This window comes from Streptomyces sp. R-74717, assembly GCF_047305335.1.
GTDB classification, from domain to species: domain Bacteria; phylum Actinomycetota; class Actinomycetes; order Streptomycetales; family Streptomycetaceae; genus Streptomyces; species Streptomyces atratus.
Map to the genome: position 1 here is coordinate 6,477,620 of NZ_CP102361.1, position 14,118 is coordinate 6,491,737.

Here is a 14,118-nt window from a genome sequence, read left to right on the forward strand (position 1 = left end):
ACGTTCCGTGGCAGGACGCGGCAGTCGCGCCGAGGAGCGCGCAGGAAGACGGCAGGGGCCGATCGCCGGAGGGCTGACCGTCGCGATCAGGCGAGGAGGTTGCGGGTCAGTGCTGCGAGCCGTGTTCGTGCCGTCGTGTCGTAGGCCTGCTCGTGGGCCGGGCTCTCGGTGAACTGATCGAAGTACTTGCCGGTCACCGTCTCCAGGGCCGGGTCGGTGACCAGCCGGACGGTCGGCCGGACTCCCTCGTCGATGCCGACCGCGGGGGTGAGTCCGGAGTCGCGCACTCCCTGGGTGTCCATCAGGTGTGCCGGGTGCAGAGTGTTGACGGTGACCCCGCTGTCCACGAGTTCGGCGGCGAGGTCGAACGTCCACATGATCATTGCCAGTTTGCTCCGGCAGTAGGCATCAACGCCTCCGTAGCCGCGCTCCAGCATGACGTCGTCGAAATCGATGGGCGCCTGCCCGACCGAGGCGACGTTGACCACCCGCGCGGGCGCGGAGGCGGTCAGCAGCGGCAGCAGTTCGCGGGTGAGGAGGTGGGGCGCCAAGTAGTTCACGGCGAAGCGCAGTTCGTGGCCCTGGCGGCTCACTTCGCGCCTGGTGTGGTCGGTGCCGAAGCCGATTGCGACATTGTTGACCAGGACGTCGAGCCGGGACTCGGCATCGAGGATGCGGGCGGCCATGGCCAGGACCTGGTCGAGGTCGGCCAGGTCGGCGAGGTACGTGCGCACCGGCACATCCGGTGCGCTCGCGCGTACTTCTGCGGCGATCTCGTCCAGCCGTCCACGGTCGCGGCCGTGCAGCAGCAGTGCGGCGCCCTTGGCAGCGAGGTCGAGTGCGACATGGCGGCCCAGCCCCTGGGTGGTGCCGGTGATCAGGACCGTCTTGTTGTGAGCTGACGGAGTCTCGATATCCATGCCTTGAGTTATATCAAGGCCTTGTCATCATGCCTATGTTTGCTAGTTGTTCGTGGCTGTATGCTCGCCGTCATGGGAATGACCGCGGACGAGCGCCTCGGAATGGACATCAAGCGCACGGAGCAAGCCCTCATGGCTGCCAAGAGCGCCGCGCTGAAGGGCGTGGGCCTGACCGTCGCGCAATACGCCGCTCTGTTCGTCCTCGCCGAGAACCCCGGCATCTCCGGGGCCGCGCTGGCCCGCACCTGCCTGGTCACCCCACAGGCCATGGCGGCCGTGCTGAAGAACCTCGAAGAACGCGGCCTGGTCACCAGGTCGGCGCACCCGTGGCACCAGAAGATGCTGGAGACCCGGCTCACCGACACCGGCCGCGAAACCGCACGCCTGGCCGACGAACGGGCCGTGCGCATCGAGCGCCGCCTCGCCGACGAGTTCACCCCCCAGGAACGCGACACCCTGCGAGGGCTGCTCGCGCGCTGCGTCACGGCCATCGAGCAGGACTGAAGTCAGCCCCCTGGCCGACCGCTGGAGAGGCTGAAGGCCGAGTTGAGGCGTGTTCGCGGAAGGCTGTGTCCGGCAGGTCAGGGCCTCCGGGCGGTCGGACACCGCAATGTGCTCCTACTTGCAGCTTGTGAGACGGGCGCAGCGGCGAGGTCCGCCTCGGCCGGATCGGGCCGAACTGCTCGCGATCTGCGCCACAGCGCCGGCCCCTTCCACCGTGACCTGGGGCCGGTCCGGCGCTTATGCGTTCGCTACGCCACCCTCGCTACGGTGCTGTGGCCTGCTGAAAGGCCCTCCCGAGGGAGGGCCTGGTGTCGTGCGGACTGTGCGCCCCCGGCAGGACTCGAACCTGCGGCCAAGCGCTTAGAAGGCGCCTGCTCTATCCACTGAGCTACGGGGGCCGGGTGGTGGCCTCGGCGGCCTGGAGCCCTGGGGCCGGGCCGGTCGATGACCCGCCGGGACAAGGATAGGGCTCCGATCGCCTCGACCTGGTTGCTTCACCTGCGTGGCACGATGTGGAGGTTCGGTGAAGCGAACCGATAATCGCAGGTGGGCGGGATTCCTGCATCGCTTTTGACGCCTCGGGCCCCGGGTGTTGTGCACTCGTTATGCCTGCGCCCCACTCGTCCCCTCTGTCCCGACTCTGTCCCAGCGGGAGAACCGGCGCGCAGAGGTGGCTATACGCTTCAAAAAGGCTCCAAAATTGGGCATTCTTCGCATGTGGTGACCTTGGACGTACGGCCTCAGCTCATCGACGCACTTTCCGCCCTGCGCGACCGTGTCGCTGCCGTGCGTCTTCCACTTCCGCTGCCGGGGGCCGCGCGCGCCCGCCAGACCCGTAGCGAGCTGCTCGCCCAGCTCGACGACTATCTGCTTCCCCGGCTCAGAGATCCTGAAGCGCCCCTGCTCGCGGTCATCGGCGGGTCCACCGGGGCGGGGAAGTCGACGCTCGTCAATTCGCTGGTGGGGCGGCTGGTCAGCGAGGCCGGGGTGCTGCGCCCGACCACGCGGACACCCGTGCTCGTCTGCCATCCGGATGATCACCACTGGTTCGCGGGGGTCCGCGTACTGCCGCAGCTCACCAGGGTCTGGCTGCCCCCGGAGGAGAACGGGGACCCAGGTCGGTGCGACGACCTCGACGGGAGCGAGGAGGAGGACGGGACCGCGCTGCGCGTCGAGACCGCCACCGGGCTGCCGCGCGGGCTCGCGCTGCTCGACGCGCCCGATATCGACTCGCTCGTGGTGCGGAACCGGGTCCTGGCTGCCGAGCTGATCTGCGCCGCGGATGTGTGGGTGATGGTGACCACGGCCTCCCGGTACGCGGACGCCGTGCCGTGGCACCTGCTGCGTACCGCCAAGGAGTACGACGCCTCGCTCGTCACCGTCCTCGACCGGGTACCGCACCAGGTGATCGCCGAGGTGTCCCAGCAGTACGGGGCGCTGCTCACCAAGGCGGGCCTCGGTGAGGTGCCGCGCTTCACCATTCCCGAGCTGCCCGAATCGGCCGGCGACAGCGGGCTGCTGCCCGCCACCGCGGTCGCCCCGCTGCGGGCCTGGCTCAGCCACCGCGCCCAGGACCCGGCGGCCCGTCAGCAGGCGGTCGGGCGCACGGCGGCCGGGGTCATCGACTCGCTGGACGTACGGATGCCCGCGCTGGCCGGGGCCGTCGCGGCACAGTACGCGGCGGCCGTGCGGCTGACCGGTGTGGTCGAGGACGCGTACCGCACGGAAGGTGCCCGGGTCCGGCGGCGGCTGCGCAACGGCGGCGTGCTCGCCGGGGACGCCCGGACCCGGTGGCGTGGATACCCGATGTACAGCAACTCCGAGGAACTCCTCGAAGCGCTGGTGGAGAGTCTTGCCGCACTTCTGCAGTGCGCGGTGGCCGCAGCCGACGAACAGATCCGCACGACCTGGCAGCGCGAGCCCGCGGCCGGGGTGTTCGGCTTCGAGGATGTCGGCCGGGAGGCCGGGGGATGGGGGCCCGCCGAGGACATCCGGGGCCGGATCGCCATGGCCGTACGGCGGTGGTGGCGGGTGCTGGAGGAACTGGCCGAGGAAGAGGTGCGCCGGCTCGAACGCAACTGCGCACCCGACGCCGAGACAGTGGTGGCGCTCCTGGCTGCCGTACTGCTCGGCGGCCGCCGTACCCGCGGCGCCGGGGAACAACTCGCCGAACGGATCGGGGCCCAGGGTGCGCTGCGGCTGCGCGACAAGGGCGGCGCACTGCTCACCAACTGCCTCGACCGGGTGCTGGACGGCGAGCGCGACCGGCGGCTCGCACCGCTCGACGCACTCGATGTGGCCCCCGAGCCGCAGGCCGAACTGATTGCCGCGCTGTCCGTACTGCAGAAGGAGAGGTGGCAGCGATGACTGCCGTCATTGACGAGGGGCCCGGCCGGGGCGAGAGTCCCACTTCTCACGAGGACCGGAACCGGAACCACAGGAGCCGGCGTCGGACACCCGACGACCTGCGCACAGCCGTGCCGGAGGCGGGCGGGGACTGGAACGACGGGCTCATCGCCCGGCGCGCGGCCGCCAAGGGGGCAGAAACCGAGACCGGGAACGCCCCGAACGACGCGGTACGGCTGCCCCGGGTCGAGGCGTACGTACCGTCGCGCGGTCCGCTCCGGCCGCGGCTCGACGCGCTGCGTGAACTCGTCGGGCTGTCCAGGGCCAGGCTCGACCGGGCCACCCTCGCCGAGGCGGGACGCGTGCTCGACGAAGCGGCAGCCCGCCAGCGGCTCTCCTCCAGGCACACCGTCGTCGCCATCGCCGGAGCGACCGGCAGCGGCAAATCGACCCTGTTCAACTCCCTCGCGGGTGCGCAGATCTCCGACACCGGTCTGCGCAGGCCGACCACCTCCGCCCCCATCGCCTGCTCCTGGACCGACGGGGCCGCCGGGCTGCTGGACCGGCTCGCCATTCCGGGACGGCTCAGGCGCAGGCCGCAACAGAGCGGCACGGACGCCGACGAGGCACTCCAGGGGCTCGTCCTCGTCGACCTGCCCGACCACGACTCGGCGGCTACCGGGCACCGTGATCAGGTCGACCGGGTGCTTGCGCTGGTCGATGCGGTGATCTGGGTCGTCGACCCGGAGAAGTACGCGGACGCGGCCCTGCACGAGTGCTACCTGCGGCCGCTCGCCGGGCACGCCGAGATCACGTTCGTCGTCCTCAACCAGATCGACCGGCTGCCCGGCGACGCCGCCGACCAGGTCCTCGACGATCTGCGCCGACTGCTCGACGAGGACGGCATGGCGCTCGGCGAACACGGCGAACCGGGCGCCACCGTCATGTCCCTGTCCGCACTCACCGGCGAAGGCGTGGGTGAACTGCGCGAGACGCTCGGCCGGTTCGTCCACGAGCGCACGGCAGCGGCGCTCCGGCTGTCCGCGGATGTGGACGCCGCCGCGGCCAGGCTCCGTCCGGTGTACGTCGCCGAGGGGCGGCCCGGTCTCGGCGAAGGGGCCCGCGAGGAGTTCGCCGACCGGCTCGCGGAGGCCGTCGGAGCGGCCGCGGCGGGACAGGCGGCCGAGCGCGAGTGGCGAAGGAACGCCGGCCGGGCGTGCGGCACGCCGTGGCTGCGGCTGTGGCGCTGGTACGAGTCCACCCGGCGGCCGGGAAGCCTGGAGTTCCCTGCGCAGCCCGCACCCCCCGAGGAGCAGCTCACCGCCCGGCAACGCGTCGAACAGGCCGTGCGGAGGGTGGCGGACGAGGCCGCCGGCGGGCTGCCCGGCCCCTGGGCGCAGGCGGTCCGCGAGGCCGCGGTGAACGGTGCGGAAGGGCTGCCGGAGGCGCTCGACGAGCTGGTGGAAAGGGCCGGCAGCGCGGACGGGCGGGGATGGGCGGTGAGCTGTTTCTCGGGTGGCGCGGCAGGCGGTGCGCAGGGTTCGGCCGGTCCGGGCGGTTCGACGGTCGTGGCGACCGGTGTGGCCGGGGCCTCCGGCGTGGCGCACAGCGGTCGCGTGGGCGGGAAGCTGCCGCGGCCCAGGTGGTGGCCCGCCGCCGTGCTGGCACAGGCATCGATGACGTTGCTGCAGATCTTCGGCGGTCTCTGGCTGGTGGGCCAGATCGTCGGCGTACTCGAACCGGGATTCCTCACGCCCGCCCTGGTGATGCTGGCCGGGATCATCGGCGGTCCGCTCGTGGAGTGGTCGTGTGCGGCCGCGGCACGGGGGCCCGCCCGACGGTACGGGCAGGACGCCGAGCGGCAGTTGCGCGAGGCGGCGGCGGCCTGTGGGCGGGCACGGGTGCTCGATCCGGTGGCGGCGGAACTCGTGCGGTACCGCGAGGTGCGGGAGCGGTACGTGACGGTGACGGAGTTTTCCACAACTGTTCGTTAGTCCACAGGCATCAGCAGGATTTCCGCCTTCCCTTCAACCTGGGATCAGTGACCGCGTGGGTGCGGTCGCTGGAGCCGAAGGCCGAAGGGGAGGCGGAGTCATGAATGACACCTTGGTCACACTGGTGGGAAACGCGGCGACGGGCGTGGAGTTCCGGGAGACCGCGACCGGCGGAATGGCGCGATTCCGGTTCGCGGTGACGCCGCGCCGCTGGGACCGCGAGAAGCAGTTCTGGACGGACGGGCACACCAGCTTCTACACCGTGTGGGCCTGGCGGACTCTGGCATCGAATCTGTCCGGTTCCGTCTCCGTCGGAGAACCACTTGTCGTGCACGGAAGGTTGAAGGTGCGCGAGGAGGAACGGGAGGGCCGGCACAGGACGTTCGTGGACATCGAGGCGGTTGCGGTGGGACACGATCTGACTCGGGGGACGGCCGCGTTCCGACGGGTGATGAGGGGCGATCCGGGGTTGGTGACGCGCTCGGCGGGCGTGGGCAGGGCGGGTGACCCGGGCGGGATGGGCGACTCGGGCGGGCCGGCACGCTCGGGTGAATCGGAGGGGGCGGGTGGACCGGGTGGTTCGTACGACGTGTCGCGAGCCGAACGGGGCGAACGGGCCGGGGCGGATGATCGGGAGGGACTGGGGGAACAGGGCGAAAAGGGCGAACGCGGCGAACGGGCCGGGCGGCAGCGAGCCAAGCGGTCGACGGGGCGTCAGAAAGGTGGCCAGGAACTTGCGTCGGTGCCGTGACCGGACCTGTCGGGACCTGTGTGGACCTGTGCGGACCGGGGTGGACAGGCGGGCGCGGAACCGTGCGCGCGATACCGGCGATAACGATTCTGATTCGGAACGGTTGTACGACGGTATGACGGGGGACTGTTCATCGCTTCGTCCTTAGGATTCCCAGTACTCACGGGGCACTTGAGTCGACTGGCGGGACAATCCCCACACGCGCATCAGGCGCGGAGGGTCTCGCCCGGAGGGGAATTCTGTGTTTTCTGCTTATTCAGCGACCGTTTCGTCATCCACGGAGACGACCGATTCTCCGCGGCGGCGGGGCATAGCCCGGCTGGCCGCTTCGATGGTGGCATCCGGTCTGGTCATGGCGGGCGCCCTCGTCGGCGCGGGCAGTGCGGTTGCCGACGAGGCGCCGCAGCATCAAGGTGGTGCGGCCGCGGTCCTGGACGGGTTGAAGACCTTCGACCGTGCCGTGCTCCACGCGGGCGGCCGGAATCAGGAGCTGCCCGCCGGGCTCTTCGAGATGACCGTCGACGGCGGCGGCAAGCTCAAGACGTACTGCATCGACATTCACAACCCCACCCAGGACCAGGCGAAGTATCTGGAGACCCCCTGGAACCAGACCTCGCTCGGCAGCAACAAGAACGCGGGCAAGATCCGCTGGATCTTGGAGCACTCCTACCCGCAGGTCGACGACCTCGCGGCGCTCGCCAAGCAGGCCGGCACCGGACCGCTCACCGAGAAGACCGCGGCGGCGGGCACCCAGGTCGCCATCTGGCGCTACTCGGACAACGCCGATGTCGACGCAACCGACGGCCAGGCCGAGAAGCTCGCCGACTGGCTGGAGCACAACGCCGTCGACCAGGCCGAGCCCAAGGCGTCCCTCGCCCTGGACTCGGCCGCGGTCTCCGGCAAGTCCGGTGAGCGGCTCGGGCCGGTCACCGTCCGTACCAATGCGGGCCAGGTCTCCGTGACCCCGCCCGCCGACGCCGCCAGCGGTGTCAAGGTCACCGACAAGAGCGGCAAGCCCGTGACCGCGGCGGCCAACGGTTCTGAGCTCTACTTCGACGTACCGGCGGGCACCGCCGACGGTTCCGCCTCGCTGACCGTCCAGGCCACCACGTCGGTGCCGGTCGGCCGGGCCTTCGCCGGGGTGACCAAGAGTCAGACCATGATCCTGGCCGGCTCCAGCGAGTCCACGGTCTCCGCGGTCGCCACCGCGACCTGGGCCAAGCAGGGTGCGATGCCTGCGGTCTCGGCGAAGAAGAACTGCGCCAAGGGCGGCGTGGACGTCACCGCGAGCAACAAGGGCGACGAGGCGTTCACGTTCGAGCTGGCCGGGGTGAAGCACACCATCGAGGCGGGCAAGTCCGAGACGGTCACCGTCCCGGTCGCCGAGGACCAGGCGTACGACTTCACGATCACCGGCCCCGGTGGCTTCTCGAAGACGTTCAAGGGCGTCCTGGACTGCAAGACCAGCGGCAGCGGCACCGGCGGCCTCGACACCCAGACCCAGGACCAGCCCGCCCCGGCCACGGCCGGCGGCAGCTCGACCGGGTCCACCGGCGACCTCGCCGAGACCGGTGGCTCCAGCGCCACTCCGGTCATCGCGGGCGTCGCGATCGCCCTCGTCGTCGTCGGCGGCGGCGCGGTCTTCTTCCTCCGCAAGCGCAAGACGCAGTCCTCCGCCCAGTAGTCACGGAGTGACGAACGGCAGGCAATCTGTCACGCCTGCCTGATGGTGGCCCCGGTACGCGGACGCGTACCGGGGCCGTCGCATGCCGGAAGACGGGGGGCGGTGCGTGCCGGGAGGCGGGACGGGGTGTACCGCGGACCGGACGGGTTTCCATCCTGGGATGGACGTCAGGCAAGATGGGGTGTATCTGCCCACTCATCGATTGCCGGACGGTTTCTCTTGGCTGAGTACATCTACACGATGCGCAAGACGCGCAAGGCGCACGGCGACAAGGTGATCCTTGACGACGTCACGCTGAGCTTCCTGCCCGGGGCGAAGATCGGTGTGGTGGGCCCCAACGGCGCCGGTAAGTCCACGGTGCTGAAGATCATGGCGGGCCTGGAGCAGCCGTCCAACGGGGACGCGTTCCTGTCGCCCGGTTTCAGCGTCGGCATCCTCATGCAGGAGCCGCACCTCGACGAGGCGAAGACGGTCCTGGAGAACGTCCAGGACGGCGCCGCCGAGATCATGGGCAAGCTCAAGCGCTTCAACGAGGTCGCCGAGCTCATGGCGACCGACTACTCCGACGCGCTCATGGACGAGATGGGCAAGCTTCAGGAGGACCTGGACCACGCCAACGCGTGGGACCTGGACGCCCAGCTGGAGCAGGCCATGGACGCCCTGGGCTGCCCGCCCGGCGACTGGCCGGTCGTCAACCTCTCCGGTGGCGAGAAGCGCCGCGTCGCGCTCTGCAAGCTGCTGATCGAGGCCCCCGACCTGCTGCTCCTCGACGAGCCCACCAACCACCTCGACGCCGAGTCGGTGAACTGGCTGGAGCAGCACCTCTCGAAGTACGCGGGCTGCGTCATCGCCGTCACGCACGACCGGTACTTCCTGAACAACGTCGCCGAGTGGATCCTCGAACTCGACCGCGGCCGCGCCATCGCCTACGAGGGCAACTACTCCACGTACCTGGAGAAGAAGCAGGCCCGCCTCAAGGTCGAGGGCCGCAAGGACGAGAAGCGCGCGAAGCGGCTCAAGGAAGAGCTGGAGTGGGTCCGCTCCAACGCCAAGGGCCGGCAGACCAAGTCCAAGGCGCGTCTCGCCCGTTACGAGGAGATGGCGGCCGAGGCGGACAAGATGCGGAAGCTGGACTTCGAGGAGATCCAGATCCCGCCGGGCCCGCGGCTCGGTTCCGTCGTCGTCGAGGTCGAGAACCTCTCGAAGGCCTTCGGTGACAAGGTCCTCATCGACGACCTGTCGTTCACGCTGCCGCGCAACGGCATCGTCGGCATCATCGGTCCGAACGGCGCGGGCAAGACCACGCTGTTCAAGATGATCCAGGGCCTGGAGACCCCGGACACCGGCTCCATCAAGACCGGTGACACGGTCAAGATCTCCTACGTCGACCAGTCCCGCGCCAACATCGACCCGAAGAAGACCCTCTGGGCCGTCGTCTCGGACGAGCTGGACTACATCAACGTCGGCCAGGTCGAGATGCCCTCGCGGGCGTATGTCTCCGCATTCGGCTTCAAGGGCCCGGACCAGCAGAAGCCGGCCGGTGTTCTCTCCGGTGGTGAGCGCAACCGCCTCAACCTGGCGCTGACGCTCAAGGAGGGCGGCAACCTGCTGCTCCTCGACGAGCCCACCAACGACCTCGACGTCGAGACCCTGTCCTCGCTGGAGAACGCCCTGCTGGAGTTCCCGGGCGCCGCTGTGGTCATCTCCCACGACCGCTGGTTCCTGGACCGCGTCGCCACGCACATCCTGGCGTACGAGGGCGACTCCAAGTGGTACTGGTTCGAGGGCAACTTCGAGTCGTACGAGAAGAACAAGGTCGACCGCCTCGGCGCGGACGCGGCCCGCCCGCACCGTGCCACGTACAAGAAGCTCACGCGAGGCTGATCGTCTTGGCACGTCACATCTACAACTGCCCGCTGCGCTGGTCGGACATGGATGCCTTCGGCCACGTGAACAACGTGGTCTTCCTCCGCTATCTGGAGGAGGCGCGCATCGACTTCATGTTCCGGCTGGCGCCGGGGGACGGCTCGCCGTCCTTCTCGGGCGGGTCCGTCGTGGCCCGGCACGAGATCGACTACGTACGGCCGCTGGTCCACCGGCACGAGCCGGTGACCGTCGAGTCGTGGGTCACGAAGATCGGCGCCGCATCGCTGACGATCGCGTACGAGATCAAGGACCCGGACCAGGTCTACGTACGGGCCTCGACCGTCGTCGTGCCGTACAACCTGGCCGAGGAGCGGCCCCGGCGGATCTCCGCCGAGGAGAAGCTCTTCCTCCAGCAGTACCTGGCCGGGGAGCCTGCTGCAGCATGACGGTGCCCGTGCGGTCGCTGGAGTTCGCCGACACGAGGGAGGCCGCGGATCTCGCGGCCTTCCTCGGTCGGCTGCTCCACTACGACCGGGCAGCCGCGGTGCGGATGCAGGCGGGCGGCAGTGCGCTGGCTGTGTTCGGCAGGCCGCCGTCGTTCGAGGTCCTGGCGATCCGGGCGGCGCGGCTGGCCGGATCGCACGACTTCGACGTCACGGTGTCCGCCGGTGAACTCCTCGAATCCCTCGACGTCGAGGGCGCGGCAGCCGGTTCGGGCGCCCTGCCCGCACCCGTCACCGGGCCGCCGTGGACGGGTGTCCTCCCGCCCCGTGGCGGCTGGCACGAACTGCCGGGCCTGCCCGACCCGGTCTCCCTGCGCACGGCAGTCACCGCCGCGGTGGCGGAGTTCCGCTCCCGCGACGAAGCCCTGCCCGAGGACCGCCGCACCCGGGCGGAGCGGGACCTGATCGGCCGCGAGATCTGGTCGCGCACGGTCGCCGGTACCGAACTTCCGCTGCGGGCCGTGCACGCCGCCCAGTCCCTCGGTTTCCTCCGCCCGGCGCCGGACTTCCCGGTCGCCCTGCTCGCGGCCGGGCCCTGGCTGCGGCTGCGCACCCCGTTCGGCTCGGTCGCCCTGCGCGGACCGGGCGGCGGGCTCGGCACGCTCGCGGTGACGGTGGGCGCGGGCTGAGCGACGGCCCGACGACAGGACCCGTCCGGACAGGCCGACGGACCCGTCCGGACGGACTGACAGGACCTAACCGGTCAGGGCCCTGTCCACCAGCCGGAGCGCGGCCAGGTCCTGAGCGTCCTGGGCCGGGTCGCCCATCCGCAGGGTGAACGTGGCGCTCGTCGCGGCCCGCGCACCGTCCGGCGTCACCCCGCTCTCGGAGACGATCCCCAGATGGGTTCCGCCGTGGAACCAGATCCCGCCGCTGCTCCCGGCCACCGGGCGCCAGGCGATGCCCAGTCCGTAACGGACCCCCGGCGCCGCACTCCAGTCCTCGGCCACGACCGTCTCCTTCATCGCGGCCAGCTGGGCCGGGCGCAGCAGCCGGCCGCTCATCAGGGCGCGCAGGAAGACACCGTGGTCATGGGTGGTGCTGATGACGGAGCCGTCCGCCCCGCCGCCGGACGCCAGCGTCGTGTCGGTCGGCCGGGCGCAGCCGGGGAACCAGGTGTACGAGGTGGCCGTGGGGTGGGGCACGTACGGCGAGGTTCCCGGCGTGAATGTGTGGTGCAGGCCCAGGGGTTCGATGATCCGGTCGTGGATCTCCTGCGCCCAGGAGTTGCCGGTCACCTGCTCGATGATCAGGCCCGCCACCACGTAGTTGGTGTTGGAGTAGCCCCAGCGCCGTTCCCGGTCGGGGTGTTCGGCGTTCGGCACCCACAGGGGCGGCCGGCTCAGGGCCGCCTTCAGCTGGTCCTCGGGGGCCGTGATGCGGAACCGCGATCGGCGGTAGCCGTCCGGAGTGAACGCATCGGCCGAGTCGGGTGAGACGGCGAGATAGTCGTTCAGCCCGCTGGTCTGGCGCAGCAGATTGGCGACCGTGATCCTGCGGCCGTCGTTGCCGTTGCCCCGCACGGCGCCGGGCAGCCACCGCTCGACGGTGTCCGTGAGCGCGAGCCGCCCCTCGCCGGCCAGTTGGAGGGCGAGCGTGGCCGTGAAGGTCTTGGTGTCGCTGCCGAGCCGGTAGTAGGCGTCCCAGGGAACCGGGTGGTGCGGGGCCCGCAGGACGGCGGATCCGGCGCGAGCCGTCGCCCGGCCGTGGGCGCTCTGCACCTCGGCCAGTACGCCGGTGGCGCCGGTGGCCCAGATCGCGTCCACATCGCTCTGGAGACGGCTGCGGAGCCCGGGGGCGCGGTGGGGTGCGGCGGCCGACGCCGCGGGTCCGGACGCTCCGGTGAGCAGGGCCGCTGCCGTGGCCGCCAGGCCCGTACGTCTGCTGATCACCGGTCCTCCCCGGCGCGGGGGCAGGTCAGGTCGGCGCCGGGCAGCGTGCCGTCGCGCAGATAGTCGTTGACGGCTCTGTCGGCGCAGGGGACGGGGGTGAGGCCGTCGAGTCCGCGCCCGTACACCCCGTGCGAGCGGATGTCCGCAGTCACCAGCCGTGAACCGGTCAGCCGGTGGTGCAGAGCCAATGCCCCTTCGTAGGGGACGTTGTTGTCGCGCCGGGCCTGGAGCATCAGTACGGGTACGTCGTTGCCGATCACCGTGGCGGGCTCACGGGATGTGCTCGTCCAGAACGCGCACGGGGCCATCATGCTGTTGACGATCGGGCCGAAGACGGGCTGGGTGGCGCGGCTGCGCTCCATGTTCTTCCAGTACGTCTCCGGGTTCTTCGGCCAGCCACCGGCCGGCCAGCCGTTGTCGCCGCACATGAAGAGGGCCCCGCCCAGCATGCTGTCCGCCAGCTCGGGCGACGCGAGCAGTTCGAGCATGGCGGCGAGCTCCGGGCCGGGCTCGACCGGCCTGCCCGCGGCGGCATCGGTCAGGTCGCGCACCGTACCGGCGAGCGCCGGGTCGTACTCCTCGTGCTGGATGAGCTGCCTCAGCATCAGCCGCAGCAAGGGCGCGTCGAGCCGGATGCCGGAGACGGTGACCGGGCGCTGCTCGGCCCCGTCGAGCAACTGCTGGACATTCGACCGCACTTGGGCGGGCGTCCTGCCGAGCCGGTAGGTGCCGTCGTGCCGTGCGGTCCATCCGGCCCAGGAGTCCAGTGCCTCTTCGAGCGGCTTGCCCGCCCGCTGGAAGAGTTCGTACTGGGTGGCCGTCGGGTCGGTCGAGGAGTCGATGACGATGCGGTCGGCGCGGCGGGGGAACATCTGGGTGTAGACGGCGCCCAGATCGGCACCGTACGAGACGCCGTAATACGACAGCCTGCGCTCGCCCAGCGCTGCGCGGATCGCATCCATGTCGCGGGCGACGTTCCTGGATGTGGCGTGCGGGAGGAGCCGTGCATTGTCCCCGTGCTCCCGGCAGCGGTCTGCCGTGTCGCGGGCGGACCGTACCGACCGCTCGAAGTCCTCGCGGCGGGTCGTGGTCGGGCCGGGCGCGGGCGTCGGGGCGGCGGGGTCACAGGTGATGGGGGTGGACTCGCCGAGGAAACGGGGATCGAAGCCGATCAGGTCGTAGCGGTCCGCCACATCCTTCAACGCGGGTCGCAGATAAAGGGTGTTGGCGAGTCCGGTGCCGCCCGGACCGCCCGGATTGGACAGCAGGATGCCCCGCCGCTTGCCGCGCTTCGCGTCGGCCTTGATACGGGAGACCGCGATCCCGATCGTCGGGCCGCCGGGATCGGAGTAGTCGAGGGGAACGGTCACCTTCGCGCACTGCGCGCCCGCTTCGTTCAGCTCCTGCTGCTGCGGCGAGCAGGGGCCCCAGACGAGCCGCTGGTGGGCGGGGGCGGAGGGGGCGGCGGGGGCGGCCGACGCGGGCACACTGCCCGCGAGTAAGCAGGTCAGGCCCAGGCCGGCGGTGACCAGTGAGGTGACGCGCATTGTGCTCCTCGGATCAGGTGGATGACTCCCGCACGACGCTAGGGGCGTACGCGGCGCGGGAACATCGGGCCACCCGGTCGAAGCGCCCTGGGGCCAGCACCACCAACACCC

Annotated in this window: 11 protein-coding genes and 1 tRNA gene; 8 read left to right on the forward strand and 4 right to left on the reverse strand. The window is 70.7% G+C overall.

Features of this window, described 5'->3' with window-relative positions; translation table 11 throughout:
* Nucleotides 1-86: 86 nt before the first annotated feature.
* Nucleotides 87-920 (reverse strand): SDR family NAD(P)-dependent oxidoreductase, encoded by an 834-nt coding sequence (locus tag NRF20_RS29755; RefSeq protein ID WP_398628795.1) that lies wholly within the window; start codon nucleotides 918-920, stop codon nucleotides 87-89.
* 72 nt (nucleotides 921-992) lie between these two features.
* On the opposite strand from NRF20_RS29755, the gene NRF20_RS29760 reads away from it, so the two are divergent.
* Complete coding sequence (locus tag NRF20_RS29760) at nucleotides 993-1,424, forward strand: MarR family winged helix-turn-helix transcriptional regulator (RefSeq protein ID WP_398628794.1); 432 nt, start codon at nucleotides 993-995, stop codon at nucleotides 1,422-1,424.
* A gap of 325 nt (nucleotides 1,425-1,749) precedes the next feature.
* Here NRF20_RS29760 and NRF20_RS29765 read toward each other — a convergent pair.
* Nucleotides 1,750-1,822 (reverse strand) — tRNA-Arg (locus tag NRF20_RS29765).
* Nucleotides 1,823-2,150: 328 nt separating this feature from the next.
* Between NRF20_RS29765 and NRF20_RS29770 the strand changes: the two genes are divergently transcribed.
* From NRF20_RS29770 to NRF20_RS29800, 7 genes are all read left to right on the forward strand, one after another.
* Complete coding sequence (locus tag NRF20_RS29770) at nucleotides 2,151-3,791, forward strand: ATP-binding protein (RefSeq protein ID WP_398628958.1); 1,641 nt, start codon at nucleotides 2,151-2,153, stop codon at nucleotides 3,789-3,791.
* Nucleotides 3,788-5,764: a GTP-binding protein gene (locus NRF20_RS29775; protein WP_398628793.1), complete on the forward strand. Its 1,977-nt coding sequence runs from the start codon at nucleotides 3,788-3,790 to the stop codon at nucleotides 5,762-5,764. Before NRF20_RS29770 ends, NRF20_RS29775 begins: the two co-directional genes overlap by 4 nt.
* A 100-nt stretch (nucleotides 5,765-5,864) precedes the next feature.
* Nucleotides 5,865-6,515 (forward strand): single-stranded DNA-binding protein, encoded by a 651-nt coding sequence (locus tag NRF20_RS29780; protein WP_398628792.1) that lies wholly within the window; start codon nucleotides 5,865-5,867, stop codon nucleotides 6,513-6,515.
* A 241-nt stretch (nucleotides 6,516-6,756) separates the two neighbouring features.
* Entirely contained in the window at nucleotides 6,757-8,199 is a 1,443-nt protein-coding gene (locus NRF20_RS29785; protein WP_398628791.1) for an LAETG motif-containing sortase-dependent surface protein, read from the forward strand.
* A 219-nt stretch (nucleotides 8,200-8,418) separates the two neighbouring features.
* Nucleotides 8,419-10,083, forward strand: a complete 1,665-nt coding sequence (gene ettA / locus NRF20_RS29790; protein WP_266361440.1) for an energy-dependent translational throttle protein EttA — start codon at nucleotides 8,419-8,421, stop codon at nucleotides 10,081-10,083.
* A 5-nt stretch (nucleotides 10,084-10,088) separates the two neighbouring features.
* Entirely contained in the window at nucleotides 10,089-10,511 is a 423-nt protein-coding gene (locus NRF20_RS29795) for an acyl-CoA thioesterase (protein WP_398628790.1), read from the forward strand.
* The gene (locus NRF20_RS29800) at nucleotides 10,508-11,197 is read left to right on the forward strand and encodes a hypothetical protein (protein WP_398628789.1); all 690 of its coding nucleotides are present in this window, start codon (nucleotides 10,508-10,510) and stop codon (nucleotides 11,195-11,197) included. Before NRF20_RS29795 ends, NRF20_RS29800 begins: the two co-directional genes overlap by 4 nt.
* Before the next feature lie 66 nt (nucleotides 11,198-11,263).
* On the opposite strand, the gene NRF20_RS29805 is transcribed toward NRF20_RS29800, so the two are convergent.
* Together NRF20_RS29805 and NRF20_RS29810 are read right to left on the reverse strand one after the other, a co-directional pair.
* Nucleotides 11,264-12,460 (reverse strand): serine hydrolase domain-containing protein, encoded by a 1,197-nt coding sequence (locus NRF20_RS29805; RefSeq protein ID WP_398628788.1) that lies wholly within the window; start codon nucleotides 12,458-12,460, stop codon nucleotides 11,264-11,266.
* Complete coding sequence (locus NRF20_RS29810) at nucleotides 12,457-14,007, reverse strand: alpha/beta hydrolase (RefSeq protein ID WP_413753636.1); 1,551 nt, start codon at nucleotides 14,005-14,007, stop codon at nucleotides 12,457-12,459. Before NRF20_RS29810 ends, NRF20_RS29805 begins: the two co-directional genes overlap by 4 nt.
* Nucleotides 14,008-14,118 lie beyond the last annotated feature (111 nt).

Excerpts from the sequence above, each read along its gene's own strand:
- NRF20_RS29755 (WP_398628795.1), bottom strand. The coding sequence starts at position 920 with ATGGATATCGAGACTCCGTCAGCTCACAACAAGACGGTCCTGATCACC.
- NRF20_RS29760 (WP_398628794.1), top strand. The coding sequence starts at position 993 with ATGGGAATGACCGCGGACGAGCGCCTCGGAATGGACATCAAGCGCACG.
- NRF20_RS29775 (WP_398628793.1), top strand. The coding sequence starts at position 3,788 with ATGACTGCCGTCATTGACGAGGGGCCCGGCCGGGGCGAGAGTCCCACT.
- NRF20_RS29780 (WP_398628792.1), top strand. The coding sequence starts at position 5,865 with ATGAATGACACCTTGGTCACACTGGTGGGAAACGCGGCGACGGGCGTG.
- NRF20_RS29800 (WP_398628789.1), top strand. The coding sequence starts at position 10,508 with ATGACGGTGCCCGTGCGGTCGCTGGAGTTCGCCGACACGAGGGAGGCC.
- NRF20_RS29810 (WP_413753636.1), bottom strand. The coding sequence starts at position 14,007 with ATGCGCGTCACCTCACTGGTCACCGCCGGCCTGGGCCTGACCTGCTTA.